The organism is Nocardioides psychrotolerans, from assembly GCF_900113685.1.
Taxonomy (GTDB): domain Bacteria; phylum Actinomycetota; class Actinomycetes; order Propionibacteriales; family Nocardioidaceae; genus Nocardioides; species Nocardioides psychrotolerans.
Window position 1 is genome coordinate 160,976 of sequence record NZ_FOQG01000001.1, and the last position, 18,872, is coordinate 179,847.

The 18,872-nt window shown below is 70.9% G+C and carries 18 protein-coding genes; 5 read left to right on the top strand and 13 right to left on the bottom strand.

Annotated features, from left to right (window positions below; all coding sequences use genetic code 11):
* From BM204_RS00725 to groES, 9 genes are all read right to left on the bottom strand, one after another.
* A complete protein-coding gene (locus BM204_RS00725) occupies positions 1–1,134 on the bottom strand; it encodes a phosphotransferase family protein (RefSeq protein ID WP_091109592.1) in 1,134 nt (377 codons plus the stop codon).
* 113 nt (positions 1,135–1,247) lie between these two features.
* Positions 1,248–2,990: a glycerol-3-phosphate dehydrogenase/oxidase gene (locus tag BM204_RS00730; RefSeq protein ID WP_091109594.1), complete on the bottom strand. Its 1,743-nt coding sequence runs from the start codon at positions 2,988–2,990 to the stop codon at positions 1,248–1,250.
* 26 nt (positions 2,991–3,016) lie between these two features.
* Positions 3,017–3,526 (bottom strand): ribonuclease HI, encoded by a 510-nt coding sequence (gene rnhA, locus BM204_RS00735; RefSeq protein ID WP_091109596.1) that lies wholly within the window; start codon positions 3,524–3,526, stop codon positions 3,017–3,019.
* On the bottom strand, positions 3,526–4,632 hold the full coding sequence (locus BM204_RS00740) for a GuaB3 family IMP dehydrogenase-related protein (RefSeq protein WP_091109597.1): 1,107 nt from the start codon (positions 4,630–4,632) through the stop codon (positions 3,526–3,528). Before BM204_RS00740 ends, rnhA begins: the two co-directional genes overlap by 1 nt.
* A gap of 12 nt (positions 4,633–4,644) precedes the next feature.
* Complete coding sequence (locus BM204_RS00745) at positions 4,645–5,325, bottom strand: TetR/AcrR family transcriptional regulator (protein WP_091109599.1); 681 nt, start codon at positions 5,323–5,325, stop codon at positions 4,645–4,647.
* 10 nt (positions 5,326–5,335) lie between these two features.
* Positions 5,336–6,841, bottom strand: a complete 1,506-nt coding sequence (gene guaB / locus BM204_RS00750; protein WP_091109600.1) for an IMP dehydrogenase — start codon at positions 6,839–6,841, stop codon at positions 5,336–5,338.
* 103 nt (positions 6,842–6,944) lie between these two features.
* Positions 6,945–7,883 (bottom strand): GNAT family N-acetyltransferase, encoded by a 939-nt coding sequence (locus BM204_RS00755; protein ID WP_091109602.1) that lies wholly within the window; start codon positions 7,881–7,883, stop codon positions 6,945–6,947.
* 178 nt (positions 7,884–8,061) lie between these two features.
* Positions 8,062–9,684 carry a chaperonin GroEL gene (gene groL / locus BM204_RS00760; RefSeq protein WP_091109604.1) on the bottom strand — a complete coding sequence of 541 codons (1,623 nt, stop codon included), beginning with the start codon at positions 9,682–9,684 and terminating at the stop codon, positions 8,062–8,064.
* Positions 9,685–9,762: 78 nt separating this feature from the next.
* Complete coding sequence (gene groES / locus BM204_RS00765; RefSeq protein ID WP_091110020.1) at positions 9,763–10,056, bottom strand: co-chaperone GroES; 294 nt, start codon at positions 10,054–10,056, stop codon at positions 9,763–9,765.
* 257 nt (positions 10,057–10,313) lie between these two features.
* Between groES and BM204_RS00770 the strand changes: the two genes are divergently transcribed.
* On the top strand, positions 10,314–11,474 hold the full coding sequence (locus BM204_RS00770; RefSeq protein WP_091109605.1) for a class I SAM-dependent methyltransferase: 1,161 nt from the start codon (positions 10,314–10,316) through the stop codon (positions 11,472–11,474).
* Positions 11,475–11,481: 7 nt separating this feature from the next.
* Here the strand turns inward: BM204_RS00770 and BM204_RS00775 are convergent, their stop codons facing one another.
* Entirely contained in the window at positions 11,482–12,108 is a 627-nt protein-coding gene (locus BM204_RS00775) for an MBL fold metallo-hydrolase (protein ID WP_091109607.1), read from the bottom strand.
* Complete coding sequence (locus tag BM204_RS00780; RefSeq protein ID WP_091109609.1) at positions 12,108–13,208, bottom strand: S-(hydroxymethyl)mycothiol dehydrogenase; 1,101 nt, start codon at positions 13,206–13,208, stop codon at positions 12,108–12,110. Before BM204_RS00780 ends, BM204_RS00775 begins: the two co-directional genes overlap by 1 nt.
* Before the next feature lie 173 nt (positions 13,209–13,381).
* Between BM204_RS00780 and BM204_RS00785 the strand changes: the two genes are divergently transcribed.
* Positions 13,382–13,909 (top strand): SigE family RNA polymerase sigma factor, encoded by a 528-nt coding sequence (locus BM204_RS00785; RefSeq protein ID WP_091109610.1) that lies wholly within the window; start codon positions 13,382–13,384, stop codon positions 13,907–13,909.
* Positions 13,906–15,159, top strand: a complete 1,254-nt coding sequence (locus BM204_RS00790) for a hypothetical protein (RefSeq protein ID WP_091109612.1) — start codon at positions 13,906–13,908, stop codon at positions 15,157–15,159. Before BM204_RS00785 ends, BM204_RS00790 begins: the two co-directional genes overlap by 4 nt.
* A 49-nt stretch (positions 15,160–15,208) precedes the next feature.
* Here BM204_RS00790 and BM204_RS00795 read toward each other — a convergent pair whose 3' ends face one another.
* The gene (locus tag BM204_RS00795) at positions 15,209–15,820 is read right to left on the bottom strand and encodes a hypothetical protein (RefSeq protein WP_091109615.1); all 612 of its coding nucleotides are present in this window, start codon (positions 15,818–15,820) and stop codon (positions 15,209–15,211) included.
* Positions 15,821–15,970: 150 nt separating this feature from the next.
* Here BM204_RS00795 and BM204_RS00800 point away from each other — a divergent pair, with 150 nt between their 5' ends.
* The gene (locus BM204_RS00800; protein WP_091109616.1) at positions 15,971–16,450 is read left to right on the top strand and encodes a hypothetical protein; all 480 of its coding nucleotides are present in this window, start codon (positions 15,971–15,973) and stop codon (positions 16,448–16,450) included.
* Positions 16,447–17,748 carry a hypothetical protein gene (locus BM204_RS23395; RefSeq protein WP_091109618.1) on the top strand — a complete coding sequence of 434 codons (1,302 nt, stop codon included), beginning with the start codon at positions 16,447–16,449 and terminating at the stop codon, positions 17,746–17,748. The genes BM204_RS00800 and BM204_RS23395 overlap by 4 nt, the downstream gene beginning before the upstream one ends.
* A gap of 75 nt (positions 17,749–17,823) precedes the next feature.
* On the opposite strand, the gene tsaD is transcribed toward BM204_RS23395, so the two are convergent.
* Positions 17,824–18,870 carry a tRNA (adenosine(37)-N6)-threonylcarbamoyltransferase complex transferase subunit TsaD gene (gene tsaD, locus BM204_RS00810; RefSeq protein ID WP_091109620.1) on the bottom strand — a complete coding sequence of 349 codons (1,047 nt, stop codon included), beginning with the start codon at positions 18,868–18,870 and terminating at the stop codon, positions 17,824–17,826.
* Positions 18,871–18,872 lie beyond the last annotated feature (2 nt).

Here is an 18,872-nt window from a genome sequence, read left to right on the forward strand (position 1 = left end):
TCAGGCACCCGCCCCGTCGAGGATCGACTCCATCAACGGCTTGTGGTGCATCAGGGTCTCGATGTCGTCGGGGCGCTCGATCTCGCCGAAGTGGATGGACCGGGCGCCGGTGCGCATGAAGACGATGCACCACTGGACAGCGTTGTAGACGTGGTACCAGGTGAGGTCACCGACGGTGGTGCCGCTGGCCTGCTCGTAGGTCGCGACGATGTCCTCCTCCCGCAGGAAGTGCGGCATCCCGGGCAGCTCGAGCATGCCGGTAATCGACTCGAAGACCCGGTGGGCGAAGACGATCCACGACAGGTCGAGCTCGCGCGGACCGATCGCGGCCATCTCCCAGTCGAGGACGGCCACGGGGGTGAAGTCGCGGTAGATCACGTTGCCCACGCGCGAGTCGCCCCAGCACAGCACCGTCTCCCCGGTCTCGGCGTCGGCCAGGTGCTCCTCGAGCCAGGCCAGGCCCCGCTCGGCCAGCGGCGAGCGGCCGATGTCGGTGACCGCGAAGTCGTACCACGCCCGCGTCCGGGCCAGGTTGCGCGCGAGCGGGGTCTCGCCCGCCTGGTGCGGGTCGAGGAAGGCGAACCGCGAGGACGCGTCCGGGATCGCGTGGAGCGCGGCGATCACCTCGACGGTGCGGTCCTGGAGCCGTCGCTGGTCGGTGGGGTCGGCGTCGTGGAGCCAGTTGTCGCCGAAGTTGTAGGGCAGCACGTCCTGCGGGATCACGCCGTCGACGCGGTCCATCAGGAAGAAGGGCGTCCCGAGCACGGTCCCGGTCGGCTCCATCCACCGCACCTGGGGGACCGGCACGTCGGTGAGCTCGCCGACGAGCCGCATGGCGTCGTGCTGCTCCTGGAGGGCGTAGGACGGGAACACCGGAAAGTCTGCGGCGGCCGGCGCGACACGGGCGACGTACTCGCCACGACGCAGCTCGCCCTCCTCGGTCCAGCTCGCGTCGAGGATCATCGTCTCCGACGACATGCCGTTGGCGTCGATCCCGGAGTGGAGGACCACGTGCGGGTCGGCCCCGGCCGGGAGCAGGGTGGCCAGCCAGTCGGCCAGCTGGGCAGGGACCGTGGCGGCGTCCCGGCTCGAGCGTTGGAGCTTCATGTCTGCGGGCGGGGGTGCCTGGGTCACGCGCTGACTCCTGTGACGTGGGTCTCAATCTGACAGGTGTCAGCATCACTGGAACGTGTTCTAGTTGTCAACGGAGGCCAGACCGCGCACCGGCCGGGACGGGTCCCGCCGGCTCAGACGATGTCGGGGACCTTCACCCGAGCCTCGTCCGCCTCCTGGTCGGTCAGCATCAGCTGGCTCTGCCGCTCCGCCTCGACCCGGCGCAGGTAGTGGTCGACCTCCTCGGCCGTGCGTGCCTCGTCCCAGCCGAGCTCGCCGGCCATGAGCCGCGCCGCGGCAGGAGCAGCTGCCACGCCGCGGTCGAAGGTCTCGATCGAGATCCGAGTACGCCGGGTGAGGACGTCGTCGAGGTGGCGCGCGCCCTCGTGCGTCACCGCGTAGACCACCTCGGCCGCGAGGTAGTCCTCCGCCCCGGTCAACGGCAGCGCGAGCAGCCGATGGTCGGCGATCAGGGCCAGCAGGTCGTCGATCTGCCCGCCGTAGCGCGAGAGCAGGTGGTCGATGCGCGCCACGTGGAGGCCGGAGCGACGCGCCAGCAACACCCGCTGGTTGGACCGGGTCTCGAAACCGTCGGCGCCCAGCAGCGGCACCCGGTCGGTGATCGAGTCACGGATGGTCAAGTTGACCGTGGTCTTGAGCGAGTGGGCCGCCGCGTCGATCGCGTCCCGGGCCATGACGCGGTAGGTCGTGAGCTTGCCACCGGCGATCATCACCAGACCTGGCACGGGCGTGACGACGGTGTGCTCGCGCGAGATCCTCGAGGTCGGCTCGGACTCCCCCGACAGCAGCGGGCGCAGCCCGGCCCAGACCCCCGAGACGTCGTTGTGGTCGAGCGGCTCGCGCAGGATCGGGTTGACGTGGTCGAGGATGTAGTCGATGTCGGCCCGGCTGGCCGCCGGGTGGGCCTTGTCGAGGCTCCAGGGGGTGTCGGTCGTGCCGATGATCCAGTGTCGACCCCACGGGATGACGAACAGCACGGACGTCTCGGTGCGCACGATGAAGCCGGCCTCGGACCGGATCCGGTCGCGCGGCACGACGATGTGGACACCCTTGCTCGCCTGGACGTGCAGCGACCCCCGACCACCGACCATCTCCTGGATCTCGTCGGTCCAGACCCCGGCCGCGTTGACAACGACCCGGGCGCGGATCTCCAGCTCGCTGCCGCTCTCGAGGTCCACAGCCGTCACGCCGACCACCCGCTCCCCTTCGCGCAGGAAGCCGGTGACCTTCACCCGCGTGGCGACGTGCGCTCCGTGACCAGCCGCGGTGCGGGCGAGCGCGAGCACCAGCCGGGCGTCGTCGACCTGCGCGTCGTAGTACTGGATCGCACCGGCGATCGCGTCGGACTTGAAGTCGGGTGCGATCCGCGCGACCTGGCGCCGGAAGAGATGACGGTGCCGTGGGACGCCCATGTCGTATTTGCCGAGCATGGCCATGGCGTCGTAGAGCGCGAGGCCGGCGCCGACGTAGGGCCGCTCCCAGCCCCGATGGGTCAGTGGGTAGAGGAACGACACGGGCCTGACCAGGTGCGGCGCCAGCCGGGTCAGCAGCAGGCCGCGCTCCTGGAGCGCCTCACGGACCAGGCCGAAGTCGAGCATCTCGAGGTAGCGCAGGCCACCGTGGATCAGCTTGCTGCTGCGGCTGCTGGTTCCGCTGGCGAGGTCACGCTGCTCGACCAACCCGGTGTTGAGCCCACGCGTCACGGCATCGAGCGCGGTGCCGGCGCCGACCACGCCACCGCCCACGACCAGCACGTCGAGCTCGGTCTCCCCGGCCAGGCCGCGCATCGTCGAGAGGGCGACCGTGCGTGCGTCCGGGCTGAGGGCCGACGGGGGCGATGCCAGGGGAGAGCTCATGGACCCATTGTGACCGGGTGCGTGTCTCAGGCGGGTTTCCCGCCGGCGCCGCGCGCCACCTCGACTGCCTCGGTGAGGCCGCGAGCGGCCAACCGGTCGGCCAGCTCGTTGTCGGGGTGACCGGCGTGACCCTTGACCCAGTGCCAATCGACGTCGTGCTGCTCGCACGCCGCCACCAGCAGCTGCCACAGGTCGACATTCTTCACCGGCTGCTTGGCAGAGGTCTTCCAGCCGTTGCGTGACCAGCCCTGGACCCACTTCATGATGCCGTTGCGGACGTAGGTGCTGTCGGTGTGGATCTCCACGACCGAGCGACGCTTGAGCATGCCCAGCGCCCGGATCGGCGCCATGAGCTCCATGCGGTTGTTGGTCGTCTCGCCGGCCTCGCCACCGCAGATCTCCAGCTCGTGGCTGCCCTGTCGCAAGATCGCGCCCCAACCGCCCGGGCCGGGGTTGGGGATGCAGGCGCCGTCGGTGTGGATCACGACGGGCGGCCCGCCCGCGGGCGGTGCTGCTGCTGCGGGGACGTCACTCACTACTCGACGACGACCTCGACCCGCTGGAACTCCTTGAGGTCGGTGTAGCCGGTGGTGGCCATCGAGCGCTTGAGCGCGCCGATGAGGTTCATCGTGCCGTCGGCGACGCGGGACGGACCGAAGAGGATCTCCTCGAGGCTGCCGACCTGCTCGAACTCGACGCGCTCGCCGCGCGGGAGGTCGGCGTGGTGGGCCTCGGCACCCCAGTGGAATCCGCGGCCCGGAGCATCGGTGGCGCGGGCGAGCGGCGAGCCCACCATGACGGCGTCGGCGCCGCAGGCGATCGCCTTGGCGATGTCACCGGACTTGCCGATGGAGCCGTCGGCGATGACGTGGACGTAACGTCCGCCCGACTCGTCGAGGTAGTCGCGGCGGGCGGCCGCCACGTCGGCGACCGCGGACGCCATCGGGACCGCGACGCCGAGCACCGTGCGGGTGGTGTGGGCCGCTCCCCCGCCGAAGCCCACGAGCACGCCGGCAGCGCCGGTGCGCATCAGGTGGAGCGCCGCCTGGTAAGTGGCACACCCGCCCACGATGACAGGCACGTCGAGCTCGTAGATGAACTCCTTGAGGTTGAGCGGCTCTGCCTGCGAGGAGACGTGCTCGGCACTGACCGTGGTGCCCCGGATGACGAACATGTCCACGCCGGCGTCGACGACGACCTTCGCGAACTCCTTGGTGCGCTGCGGAGACAGCGACCCGGCGACCGTGACGCCGGCCTCGCGCACCTCGCGCAGCCGCTCGGTGATTAACTCGGCCTTGACCGGCTCGGTGTAGATCTCCTGCATCCGCGCGGTCGCGTCGATGCCGCGCAGCCCGGAGACCTCCTCGAGCAACGAGAGCGGGTCCTCGTAGCGGGTCCACAGGCCCTCGAGGTTGAGCACCCCGAGCCCACCGAAGCGCCCCAGGGCGATCGCGGTGCCGGGTGACATGACCGAGTCCATGGGGGCCGCGAGGACCGGCAGCGAGAAGCGGTAGGCATCGATCTGCCAGTCGATGCTGACCTCTTCGGGGTCACGCGTGCGGCGCGATGGCACGATGGCGATGTCGTCGAAGGAAAAGGCACGGCGGGCACGCTTGGCGCGCCCGATCTCGATCTCGGTCACCGGCGCAGGCTACTAGAGCGGCCCCGCTGAGCCCTCTTCGAGCGATCCGTCCACGCCGTAGCGCCGGACCAGGTCCTGCAGGCCGTTGCGCAACCAGACGGAGTACGCCGAGGGGGGACGGCCCAGCTCGACGGTGAAGGCGAGGTAGCACTCACCCGTGGTCAGCGCGTAGATCGTCTCCGCCAGGCCCTCGTGGGTGTCGACGGTCTCCTCGTCGACCCCGAGCAGCAGCCCGGCCATGCGGCGTGACGTGGCGAGTCGGCCCTGCTGGAGCCCTCGCATGACCTCGGCGGCCTCCTGGTCGGCGTCCGCGGCGTGCTTGAGCGCGGGCACCAGGGGTGCGAGACCCGCCAGGGCAGCCGTGCCGAAGGCCGTGAGGGCCTCGATGCGCTCCTCGACCGAGCCAAGGTCCTCCAGGCCGAGCGTGGCTACCGCGGCGTCGAGGTCCGGCGCCGGGCCGAAGCCGGCGCGACGGAAGGCGGTCAGCAGCAGGCGGACCTTGCTGCCGAAGCGCTTGAGGACGAGCTCCTCGGAGACCTCGGCACCGGCCGCGATGTCGGCGATGGTCGCCCGGGTCCACCCGAGCTCGACGAAGCGGCGCGTGGCGACGTCGAGGATGCGCTGCTGGCGCTCCTCGGCTGCCTGCTGCCGCTTGGTGTTGTCGTAGGGGCGGCGTACCCGGGGTGAGCTCATCTGCCCCAACTCATCTGCCTGAGTAGTTGGGGGCTTCGACGGTCATCTGGACCCCGTGCGGGTGGCTCTCGGTCAACGACGCGGACGTGATGCGGATGAAGCGGCCCTTCTCCTGGAGCTCGGGGATCGTGCGGGCGCCGACGTAGAACATGGACTGGTTGAGCCCGCCGATGAGCTGGTGGGCCACGGCGCCGAGGGGTCCGCGGTAGGCGACCTGGCCCTCGATGCCCTCGGGCACGATCTTGTCGTCGCTGGCGACCTCGGCCTGGAAGTAGCGGTCCTTGGAGTAGGACTTCTTGCCACGGCTCGACATCGCACCCAGCGAACCCATGCCGCGGTAGGACTTGAACTGCTTGCCGTTGACGAACACCAGCTCGCCCGGGCTCTCGTCGCAGCCAGCCAGCAGCGAGCCGAGCATCACCGTGTCGGCACCGGCGACGAGCGCCTTGGCGATCTCGCCGGAGTGCTTCATGCCGCCGTCGGCGATGACCGGCACCCCGGCGGGCTTGGCAGCCAGCGACGCCTCGTAGACCGCGGTCACCTGCGGGGCACCGACCCCGGTCACGACACGGGTCGTGCAGATCGAGCCGGGCCCGACCCCGACCTTGATGGCGTCGGCGCCCGCGTCGACGAACGCCTGGGCGCCCTCACGGGTCGCGACGTTGCCGCCGATGACCTGCACGTGACGGGTGGCCGGGTCCTTCTTGAGCCGCTCGACCATCTCGAGGAGCATCCGGACGTAGCCGTGGGCGGTGTCGGCGACGAGCACGTCGACCCCGGCCTCGATCAGGGTGGTGACGCGCTGCCAGGCGTCGCCGAAGTAGCCGATGGCGGCACCGACGAGCAGGCGCCCGTCGCCGTCGTAGGACGCGTGAGGGAACTGCTCGGACTTCACGAAGTCCTTGACGGTGATGAGCCCAGCGAGGCGGCCCTGGTCGTCGATGAGCGGCAACCGCTCGCGCTTGTGCTTGCGCAGGAGCAGGGTGGCCTCGTCACGCGAGATCCCGACCGGGCCGGTGATCAGGGGCATCGCAGTCATCACCTCGTCGACCTTGGTGGTCGCCCACTCCGCGACGGGGGTGAAGCGCAGGTCGCGGTTGGTGACGATGCCGAGCAGCCGCTCGTCGGTGTCGACGACGGGCAGGCCGGAGACGCGGTACTCGCCGCAGCGCTGGTCGAGGTCCTCCAACGTGGCGTCGGGGCCGATCGTGACCGGGTTGGAGATGATCCCGGTCTGGGTGCGCTTGACGAGGTCGACCTGGTAGGCCTGGTCCTCGATCGACAGGTTGCGGTGCAGCACCCCGATGCCGCCCTCCCGCGCCATGGCGATGGCCATGCGCGACTCGGTGACGGTGTCCATGGCGGCGCTGATGAGGGGGACCTTCAAGGACAGCTCGCGGGTGAGCCTCGAGGTCGTGTCGATCTCGTCGGGCGCCAGATCGGAGTGTCCTGGCAGCAGGAGGACGTCGTCGTACGTCAGGCCCAGAGCGGCGAACTTGTCAGGGAGTTCCACCATCGAAGTGTAGAGGTTTCGGGTCTGACCTGGCCGCACCGGCCGACCGGCGACATCGACACGGTGCGCGTCGACCACGCCCGCGCGCAGGTGACCCTCCGGGTCTTCACTGCCCCTGGCGGGCAGCTCCCCGACTTCTACGACCGGTGAGCGCCAGCGGCTTGAGGTCGCGTACGCCGATCCGCACCGTCAGCACGTCGCCGGCCATGCGGATACGCCCGCGCAGCCCTGACGCCATGACCATCGGCATGACCGCCTGGTTGTCCGAGCGCGTGGTGAGCAGGACGGCGTCGGCTCCCAGGGCCGTGGCCAGCCGGGCCGAGTCGCTGAGCAGCCGCGTGCCGATCCCGCGACGCTGCCAGGCGGGATCGACCTCGAGCTCGACCGCGTGCAGCCCCGGCTCAACAGCGTCGGTCGGGAGCACGGTGGCGACCCCGACCGTCACGTCGTCGATCGTCGCGATGACCGAGTGACCCTCGACGCCGTACTCGGGGGTGCTGCCGCCAGTCCCCAGGCGTCGACTCTCGGAGATCGCGACCGCCGGGTGCGGGTGGGGCTCACGACCCAGCACGTCGCTGACGAGCTCGGCCATCGCCATGCCGCGTGTGTGCTCGGTGGCGGTGAAGGGCGCGCTGCGCCGGATCTGCACCTGGACCTCGCCGACGGTCATGTCCATGACGTCCTGGGTGGTGCCCGTCGCCTCGACGTCGGCGTCGAAGAGCGCCGCGACCACCTCGGGGAAAGACGAGGGCCGCTCGAGGATGGCCCGGGCCGCCTGGACGTAGCGGGTGGGCTGGTCGGACAACGCAGCCTCCGTGCACACGGCGGCGCTCACCGACTCGCCTCCCGACCGCCCGACCAGGACCCTGATGTCGGGCTCACCCCAGGCGTCGGGCGTGCTCAGGACCAGCTCGTCCGTCACGGCCTCGACGCCGGGGAACACCTGGACACCGAGGATGTTGACGCCCGCGGCACCGCACTCGGCCGCCAGCGCCGCCAGCGCACCGGGTCGCTCGGGCAGGGTCGCACGCACTCTCCACAACATGGCTCCAGCGTCTCCCGCGGGCGTTGCGGATCCACCTCGCCTGTGTTTCCTGCGTGCAACAGATCGCCCGTGACAGTCCGGGTCAACGAAGGGTGCGCGAAGGGTGAGCGACATATCCCCCGAAATGTCGCCGACCCGCCACAGGGTCTGTGACGGGTCGGCGTGTGGAGCGGATGGATCAGTGGCCGTGGCCGTGCCCGTGGCCGCCGGCCGGGGCGTCGTCCTGCGCCTCGGGCTTCTCGACGATCAGCGTCTCGGTCGTGAGCAGCATGCCCGCGATCGAGCTGGCGTTGACGAGCGCCGAGCGGGTGACCTTGACCGGGTCCAGGACGCCCTGGGCGACCAGGTCGCCGTAGGAGTCGGTCGCGGCGTTGTAGCCGTTGCCGACACCGAGCTCGCGGACCTTCGTGGTCACGACGTAGCCGTTGACCCCGCCGTTCTCGGCGATCCAGCGCAGCGGCTCGTCGGCGGCCTTGCGCACGATGCGCACGCCGACGGCCTCGTCACCGGTGAGGCCGAGGTCGCCCTCGAGGACCTTCACCGCGTGGATGAGGGCGGAGCCGCCTCCGGCGACGATGCCCTCCTCGATCGCGGCGCGCGTCGCGGAGACGGCGTCCTCGATGCGGTGCTTCTTCTCCTTGAGCTCGACCTCGGTGTGCGCGCCGACCTTGATCACGCACACGCCGCCGGCGAGCTTGGCGAGACGCTCCTGGAGCTTCTCGCGGTCCCAGTCGGAGTCGGTGTTCTCGATCTCGGCCTTGATCTGGTTGACGCGGCCCTCGACCTCGGCAGAGTCACCGGCGCCGTCGACGATCGTGGTGTCGTCCTTGGTGATGACGACGCGACGCGCGGTGCCGAGCACCTCGAGGCCCACCTGGTCGAGCTTGAGGCCGACCTCGGGCGAGATGACCTGACCACCGGTCAGGGTCGCGATGTCCTGCATCATCGACTTGCGGCGGTCGCCGAAAGCAGGCGCCTTGACCGCGACGGCGTTGAACGTGCCGCGGATCTTGTTGACGACCAACGTGGACAGGGCCTCGCCGTCGACGTCCTCGGCGAGGATGAACAGCGGCTTGCCGGCCTGGATGACCTTCTCGAGCAGCGGCAGCAGGTCGGCGATCGCCGAGATCTTGCCCTGGTGCAGGAGGATGTAGGGGTCGTCGAGGACGGCCTCCATCCGCTCGGTGTCGGTCACGAAGTAGGCCGAGATGTAGCCCTTGTCGAACTGCATCCCCTCGGTGAATTCCAGCTCGGTGCCCATGGTGTTGGACTCCTCGACGGTGATGACACCGTCCTTGCCGACCTTGTCGAAGGCCTGCGAGAGCAGGTCGCCGATGTGGGCGTCGCGGCTCGAGATCGTGGCCACGGAGGCCATGTCCTCGACCGAGTCGACGTCGCGGGCGGCTTCGCCGAGGGCCTCGCCGACAGCGGCGGTGGCCTTGTCCATGCCTCGCTTGAGGCTCATCGGGTTGGCGCCGGCCGCGACGGCGCGCAGGCCCTCGTGGACCATTGCCTGCGCCAGCACGGTGGCGGTGGTGGTGCCGTCACCCGCGACGTCGTTGGTCTTGGTGGCGACCTCCTTCGCCAGCTGGGCGCCGAGGTTCTCGAACGGGTCGTCCAGCTCGATCTCACGCGCGACGGTCACGCCGTCGTTGGTGATCGTCGGGGCGCCCCACTTCTTGTCGAGGACGACATAGCGGCCCTTGGGGCCGAGTGTCACCTTGACGGCGTTGGCGAGAGCGTCGACGCCGCGCTCGAGGCTGCGTCGGGCGTTCTCGTCGAACTCCAGGATCTTGGGCATGGTGCTCCTTCAATGAGTTCGGGTCGTGTGCCCGAGAGCGCGCGTCAGCACGGTCTCAGGCACACGACCCGGTGAAAATCAGGAAACGACGGCGAGGACGTCGCGGGCGGACAGGATGAGGAGCTCCTGGCCGGCGTACTTGACCTCGGTGCCGCCGTACTTGCTGTAGATGACCTTGTCACCCACGGCGACGTCGAGCGGGACGCGGTTGCCGTTGTCGTCGATGCGGCCGGGACCGATCGCCTGGACCTCGCCCTCCTGGGGCTTCTCCTTGGCGGTGTCCGGAATGACCAGGCCCGAGGCCGTGGTCTGCTCGGCCTCGAGGGGCTTGACGACGATCCGGTCCTCGAGAGGCTTGATGTTGACCGACACGATGTCGACCTCCACTTTCTGTCGAATCTGGGGTTGAACTGACCGGGAGGACGGCGTCCTCCCCACGTTGGGGCTTGCTCGGAGCGGTACGCCGTCGCGGGGGTCGCACTACACCTGCAAGCTCTGGCACCCTCGTGGTGAGAGTGCCAGTCAGAAACTAGCACTCTCCCCAGAGGAGTGCCAGCGGCAGTCCCCGGATCGGGTCTCGAGGGCGCGGGCACGGACGCGCCTGTGCGGGGTCCTGACAGGATCACCACGTGGACCTCGATGCCTTCCGATGGCTGCTCACCGACGACGGGCAGCGCCTGCTGGCGAAGGCCACTCCGCTCGCCGACGAGGATCCGCTCCGCGCCCAGACCTCGCTACGCCGTACGGCGGGCGCCGAGCACGCCGCCGCGGCCCTGACCCAGGTGCGGCTGCGCCGACGTGCGCGGACCAAGTTCGGCGACGAGGCCGCGCTGATGTACTTCACGCCCGACGGCCTCGAGCAGGCCACCCGCGCCGTCGTGGCCAACCACCGCGCCGGACGCCTCGCGGCCTTCCGCACCGCGTCCCTCATCGACCTGGGCTGCGGCATCGGCGGAGACCTCCTGGCCGCCTCCAAGGTCGGCATCGTGGTCGCCGGCGTCGACCTCGACCCGGTCCGGGTCGCGGTGGCCGAGGCCAACCTGGCTGCCCTCGAGCTCTCCGGGGCGGTCGGGGTCGCCGACGCGACCCAGCTCGACACCTCGCCCTTCGACGTCGCCTTCGCCGACCCGGCGCGGCGCTCGGCACGCGGCCGGTCCTTCGACGTCGACGACTGGACCCCGCCGTGGCCCTTCGTGGAGGGACTGCTGCGGCGCGACTCCTGCGTCAAGGTCGCGCCCGGCATCCCGCACGACCTGGTGCCCGACGGTGTGGAGGCGGAGTGGGTCAGCGACCACGGCGAAGTGAAGGAGGCCGCGCTCTGGTCGGGCCGCCTCGCGACGACGCGGCGACGCGCGACCGTCATCGGCGACGGCGGGCTCGCCACGCTGACCGACGAGGACGATCCCGGCGCGGACGTTCGTGCTGTGGGTGGGTTCCTCTACGAGCCCGACGGCGCGGTGATCCGCGCAGGCCTGGTCACCGCCGTCGCCGCGGGTGTCGGCGGCGGGCTGGTCGACGAGCACATCGCCTACGTGACGTCCGAGGCGTCGTTCCAGACGCCCTTCGCCCGGGGCTACCGGGTCCTCGAGCAGCTGCCCTACCGCGAGAAGCCGTTGCGGGCAGCGCTGCGCGAGCGCGGCATCGGTCGACTCACGATCAAGAAGCGGGGTGTGGACATCGTGCCCGAGCAGCTGCGCAAACGGCTTGCCCTGGCCGGTGACGACGAGGGCACCATCGTGCTCACCCGCGTCGCCGGCCAGGGCACCTGCCTGCTGGTCCAGCCGTTCTAACCTGCGCTCAGCCGAGGCCGATGGTGGCCTTCTCCGCCGCGATCGTCGTGTCGTCCCCGTGGCCGGTGTGCACGACCGTGTCGTCGGGGAGCCCGAACAGCTTCGCCCGGATGGACTCCACGATGAGGTCCGCGTCGCTGAACGACCGGCCTGTGGCTCCCGGACCACCGTTGAAGAGGGTGTCGCCGGTGAAGACGCAACCCAGGCCGGGTGCGTAGAAGCACACGGCTCCCGGGGCGTGGCCCGGCGTGTGCAGCACCCGCAGGGTCGTGCCGCCGATGGTGAGCTCGAACCCGTCGGCCAGGTCGAGGTCCCAGAGCTCGTCGGTGTGGGTCAGCTCCCAGACCGGCTTCTCGGCCGGGTGCAGCATGATCGGCGCACCCGACCCGCCGTTGACCCGCTGGCGCAGCTCAGGCGCGACCCGCACGTGGTCGTCGTGGGCATGCGTGCACAGAATTGCCTTGACCGTGCGCTCCCCCACGAGCGCCATGATGTCGTCCACGTCGTGCGGGGCGTCGATGACGACGCACTCGGTGTCGTCGCCGATCACCCAGATGTTGTTGTCGACGTCGAACGTCTGGCCGTCCAGGCTGAACGTGCCGCTCGAGACCGCGTGGTCGATACGTGCGGTCATCAGATGACCACGACCGAGCGCAGCACGTCGCCGTGGTGCATCCGTTCGAAAGCGGCTTCGACGTCGCCGATCCCGATCTCCTCGGTCACGAACGCGTCGAGGTCGAGGCGACCCTGCTGGTAGAGGTCGACGAGCATCGGGAAGTCGCGCGAGGGCAGGCAGTCGCCGTACCAGCTGGACTTGAGCGACCCACCGCGACCGAAGACGTCGATCAGGGGCAGCTCCGGCACCTTCATCTCCGGGGTGGGCACGCCGACGAGGACGACGGTGCCGGCGAGGTCGCGGGCGTAGAACGCCTGCTTCCAGGTCTCGGGGTGTCCGACGGCCTCGACGACGACGTCGGCACCCTCGGCCCCGGCGTAGGTCTGCGCGCAGATCCGCTTGATCTCCTCGACCGGGTCGGTCTCGGAGGAGTTGATGACGTGGGTCGCGCCCATCTTGGTCGCCTGCTCGAGCTTCTGGGGGTCGATGTCGACCGCGATGATCGGCGAGGCACCGGCCAGCGCAGAGCCGGCGATCGCTGCGACGCCGACGCCGCCGCACCCGATGACCGCGACGGACTTGCCGCGGGTGACGTTGCCGGTGTTGATGGCGGCCCCGAGGCCGGCCATGACGCCGCAGCCGAGGAGACCGACGGCAGCCGGACGGGCCGAGGGGTCGACCTTGGTGCACTGACCCGCCGCGACCAGGGTCTTCTCGGCGAACGCGCCGATCCCCAGCGCAGGTGAGAGCTCAGTGCCGTCCTCGAGCGTCATCTTCTGGGTCGCGTTGTGCGTGGCGAAGCAGTACTGCGGCTCGCCTCGGTTGCACGCACGACACTCGCCGCAGACCGCCCGCCAGTTGAGGATCACGAAGTCGCCGGCCATGACCGAGGTGACCCCCTCGCCGACGGCCTCGACGATCCCGGCCGCCTCGTGGCCCAGGAGGAACGGGAAGTCGTCGTTGATCCCGCCCTCGCGGTAGTGCAGGTCGGTGTGGCACACGCCGCACGCCTGCACCTTCACGACCGCCTCGCCCGGACCGGGGTCGGGGACGTTGATGGTCACCACCTCGACCGGTGCTCCCTTGGACAGCGCGACGACCGCCTTGACCTGCTGCATGGTGTCCCCTTCTTCGTGACTCTCGAGTTCGTTGAGCCCCACCGTATTGATCGCGTGGTCACCGTGCCCGCGCGGGACTGCAACCATCCGCGCCCGACCTGCGTCTTGGACACGTGAACCATTCCACGACCACCGCGCAGCGCCCTGGACGGCGCGCACCCCACACTGGGCAGGTGAGTGCCAGGACCGCAGCGCGCGACGCCGAGTTCACGGCCTACCTGCAGGCCCGTCAGGCCCGCCTGCTCCGCACGGCCTACCTCCTGACGGGCGACAAGCACCAGGCCGAGGACGTCCTGCAGACCTCGCTCGCCAAGCTCTACCTCGCCTGGGACAAGGTGCGCGACCGCGACTCGGTCGACGCCTACGTCCGCCGGATCATGGTCAACGAGAACAACTCGCTGTGGCGCCGCGGCTGGCGCAAACGAGAGTTCACCACCGAGGTGCTCCCCGAGGCCCCCGTCACCGACACCTACGACGAGGGGCTGGGCGCTGCGCTCTGGTCCGTCGTGCAGTCCCTGCCGCCGAAGGCCCGCGCCGTCGTGGTGCTCCGCTACTACGAGCAGCTGACCGAGGCCGAGACCGCCGACCTGCTCGGCATCTCGGTCGGCACCGTCAAGTCCCAGTGCAGCCGCGCGATCGCCACGATGCGCGACCGCTTCCCCGCAGACCTAGACCCCCGTGAGCAGGAGGAGGAACGATGAGCGACCACGAGTGGGAGTCCCGCGTGAGCCGGGAGCTGGGCCAGCGTGCCCAGGGCCTCGACGAGACGCCGTTCTCGCTGGACCAGGTGAAGGGTCGCGCCGGCTCGATCCGGCGCACGCGGCGGCTTGCCGTCGCCGGCGCCGTCCTCGCCAGCGCCGCAGTAGTCGTCCCGATCGCCGTCGTCTCCGGTCAGGGGCTCGGCGACACCGACTCGGCCCCCGGGCCGGCCACCTCCCCGACGACCTCCCCGACGACCTCCTCGGCGACCCCGACGCGGGCCACCGACGGTGTCACCCCCGCCCCCGCACCGACGGCCGACGCGATCGGCGTCGACTACCTCGACGGCAGCACCTGGGTGCGCCCCGACGGCACCGCCGTCCCGCTCGACATCGCCTACCGAGGCGGCGCGGTCCTTGGCGAGACCCTGCTCGGCGTCCGCGACAACACCGACACCAACCGCCACTTCATCGACGTCGTCTCCCCCGACGGCGCGGTCGGGGAGTCGATCGAGATCACCAGCGGTCTCGCGGTCAGCGACGACCGGAGCGTGGTCGCCTTCGTCGAGCCCAACGGCGACCTGATGACGATGTGGGACCCCGCCGCGGGTGAGGGCGGCCGCGTGGCGATCGCGTCGGGCCTGACCGTCGGGACCTTCACGGTCGACCCGATCGCGGTCGTCGGTGGCCCGACGTGCGGCCCCGAGGACGAGTGCCGGGTGTTCTACAACGCCGGCGACGGCGTGTCCCCACCCAGGGTCGCGTCCTCGGACGGCACCGACGTGCTCGTGGTCCCGGGTGACGTGCCCGCGGTCGCGGTGAGCGACGCCTCGGACGCCGGCCTGGTCACGGTGCAGCAGACCTCCCAGGACCAGGGCTCGTGCAACGGGCTCTACGACATCACCTCGGCGGCGTACCTCTGGACCACCTGCGACCGCTTCCTGCTCGACCTCAACCCGGCCGGGTCGGTCGTGGCCACCACCCACGCCTACCTCGACGGCCCGGGCAACGGCTACGTCGCCCTGGTGGACGCGGCGAGCCAGGAGGAGGTGGCACGCTTCGACCCCTCCGACGGCGTGGTCGTCACCCAGACCTGGCTCGACGACGAGACGCTGCTCGCCCTCGTCCTCGACGGTCGCGGATCGAGCATCTGGCGGTTCGGCACCGACGGCAGCTCCGAGCGAGTGACCTCACGCTCCACCGGGGGTGGCTACGACACGAGCCCCACGCACGTCCTGCTCGTGGGCTACTGACCCGGCTGCCGGCCCGGCTGCCGGCCCGGCGGCTGGCCCGGCGGCTGGTTCAGCCGATGCTGATCGAGGCGAGCACCGAGTCGACGAGCTGCTGCCGTTGGGCGGGGGTGAAGGTGGCCCGGTTGAGGGAGATGTCGACCGAGTAGGAGAGGCCGTCCTCGGAGGTCCCGAAGGCGTCGACATGGCGGATCCGGTCGGTCGGTCCTGCGAGGTGGTACCACTCGCGCCCGTCGATCTCCACAGGGTCGAGGATCGTGGGCTTCTGCAGGTAGGCCCCCGTGTCACGCGCGATCTCCGCCTGCTTGCGGAGGGACAGGATCCCGTCGCCGAAGTCCTCGATCTCCGTCACGAAGATCGCCGACAGACCGTCACTGGCCTGGCCCGAGAAGGGGTCGCCCTCCCGGGTCAGCTCCCAGCCCTCGGGCGCGCGGAGCGTCAGGTGGGTCTGCGTGAGGTCCGGGCCCGAGGCCGCCTCGACCTCCGGGGTCGCAGGTTGCGACGGGGACGGCTCGGTCGTCGGCTCGCCGGAGGCCGAGGCGCTCTCGCCACTGACGGACTCGCTGCCGCCGGCGCTCGGGCCGGGTTCGTCCTCCTCCCCGGAGCAAGCGGAGGTGAGGACCAGGACGGCACACACGGCCAGGGACCCGAGACTGCGCTTCACGACGTGCTCCTCGACAGGTGGTGGGGCGGGTGGTGCGCGGCCACGATAACGGCCCTCCCGAACCCCCGCCGACGGATGTTTGGGCCTGCGGGGGTGCGGGTAAGCCGCTGAGGCAAGGTAAAGATCGAGCCCGCAGGAGTGGAGCGTCTCATGGCGGACGAGCAGGACTACACGACGGCCACGACGGCCATCACCAGCGCATCGGAGGGGGCGACGGTCGCCATCACCGTCGACGCCATCCAAGGCATGCTGCAGGGCATCGAGGTCGACGAGGCCACGATCAAGGCCATCGTCAGCATCCTCGACAGCAGCATCGACGGGCTCGAGCTCCCCCTGGAGCCGGTCCGTCAGACGGCGTTCGGGGGCTCCGAGTGGGGCAGAACGCTCGCCTTCCACACCGATGTCGCCCACGGCAAGGTGCGTGACGCCATGACCAACATGGTCACGGGCCTCAGCGGCTTCCGTCAGGGCATCGACACCTTCGTCACGGGCGTCCAAACCGCCGACGTCGTCTCCGGGGACGACTCGCGCGGGATCCAGACGGTCGTCGACACGTTCGTCCCGTGCCTAGCCCAACCCGACGTCACCACGAATCCCACCTGCGACGTGCCCGTGGGAGGCAACCGATGATCACCGGTCCCCAGCAGCAACGACTGGACAAGGCGCTGGGCGGCGCCTCCGACGAGGCCGTCGGCGACGGTTCGATCGAGTGGATGCGCTGCGCCGACCTGCTCGGCAACGTGGCCGAGGCCCTGGAGAAGGCCGCCGCCGCGGAGAAGACGATCGGCGGGCAGACCGGGCCCGCCATGGGCAAGGCGTTCCGCACGTCCGCCGAGGGCATGAAGGGCAAGTCCCAGGAGCTCCTGCGCGGCAGCGAGGCGCTCGGTGTCGCGTCCAACGCGATCATGGCGGCCCGGGTCGGGCAGTCGGAGATGAACCGCTACTTCCCGCAGGCGCCAGACCCCGGTCCCTACCACCCGCAGCCGGGTCCCCAGGACCACCAGGACGTCACCGCCGCGTCCGACCACCAGGGTCTGGTCGACGCCTACGCCGGTTCCTATGAGTCCCGCGAGAACATCGCGCGCCAGTGGGCCGACCGCATCGACACCGACTTCGCCGAGTCCACGAAGACCATGCAGCAGATCCATGGCGAGAGCTTCGACGAGCCGGACGACACCGGCGGCCCCGGCGGCGCCACGCCCCCGGGCACGTCGACGCCGCCGGGCACGGGTCGTCCGCCCAGTGGGGGCTCGGTGGAGCGCGACCCGCACGGCCCCGGACACCCCGAGATCCCGGTCCCCATCGGCACCATCGGGCAGCCCCCCGTCATTCCCACCATCACACCGGTGGTGGAGACGCCCACTCCCGTCCCACCCCCGCCGCCGACCCCCCAGCCGCAGCCGCTGTCCCCGGTCGCCGAGGTCCCGACGCTCGACCCGACCGGCGCCACGACGACCATGCCGGTCCACGGAGGTCTCGTCGGCCCCTCGATCGGCGCGATCGCCGGCGGCGGGCTGGCCGGTGCGGCCCTCCAGGGCATCCGTGGCGGACTCTTCTCCCCGATCAGCGCCGGCGCGTCTCCTGCCCGGCCGATCGGCAGCAGCGCTCGCGCCGGAGCTCCGGGTGCCCTGGGCCGCAACGCCGCCAGCCCCGGAGGCGCAACGGGACGCGGCTCCGCCGCCCGTACGCCGGGTGGTGGCGCTGGGCGCGGTGCGTCCGGTGGTCGTGGGGTCGGCGGTCGCAGCGCGGCAGGTGCCGGTGGTGGCGCCGGAGGGCGTCGTGGCGGCAAGGCCGCCGCGGGCGCCGGCGCTGCTGCTGGCCGCCGAGGCGGAAAGGACGAGGACGGGCGCGCCGGGGACCGCGACCTGTTCGACGAAGGTCAGGACTGGATCGACGACGCCGACGCGGCTCCGGGCGTCATCGACTGACGCACCGGTCCCGTGGTCGGGCCGGTCGGGCCGGACCACGCGAGGAGGCCCTGCCCGTCGGCAGGGCCTGGCGCGTCAGACCAGGACCGTGGTGACCGGAAGGCTCGAGTCGGCAGGCAGGTCGAGCGCCGAGGGGGTGCGGCCACGCGCCACCATCTCGGCCCCCAGTGCGGCCACCATGGCCCCGTTGTCGGTGCACAGGCCGGGCCTCGGCACCCGCACGCGGATCCCCAGCCGGGAGGCCCGCTCCTCGGCCATCGCCCGGAGACGCGAGTTGGCGGCCACGCCGCCCCCGATGAGCAGGTCCTCGATGCCCTCGCTGGACGCGGCGTCGAGCGCCTTGCGCACCAGCACGTCGCACACGGCCTCCTGGAAGCTGGCGGCCACGTCGTTCACCGGCACAGGCTCGCCGGAGCGCTCGCGGGCCTCGACCCAGCGGGCGACCGCGGTCTTGAGGCCGGAGAACGAGAAGTCGAAGCGGTGCCGCTCCAGGTCGCGGCGGCTCGAGAGGCCGCGCGGGAAGTCGATGGCGACGCTGTCACCGTCGCGGGCTGCCCGGTCGATGTGGGGACCTCCCGGGAACGGCAGCCCGAGGAGCCGGGCGACCTTGTCGAAGGCCTCCCCCGCTGCGTCGTCGATGGTGGCGCCCATCGGATCGACGCCGACGGTCACGTCGGTGATCCGGAGCAGGCTGGAGTGGCCACCGCTCACGAGCAGCGCCAGGCACGGCTCGGGCAGCGGCCCGTGCTCGAGCTGGTCGACGGCGACGTGGGCGGCGAGGTGGTTGACGCCGTAGATCGGCTTGCCGAGCCCGAGGGCGAGTGCCTTGGCGGCGGCGACCCCGACGAGCAGGGCGCCCGCGAGGCCCGGCCCGCTGGTCACGGCGATCGCGTCGACGTCACGCAGCGCGATTCCCGCGGTGTCGCAGGCGCGCTCGATCGTCGGCACCATGGCCTCGAGGTGGGCGCGGCTGGCGACCTCGGGCACGACCCCGCCGAAGCGGGCGTGCTCCTCAACGCTGCTCGCGACGGCGTCGGCCAGGAGCGTGTGACCGCGGACGATCCCGACACCGGTCTCGTCGCACGAGGTCTCGATGCCGAGGACGAGGGGTTCGTGCTTCACGG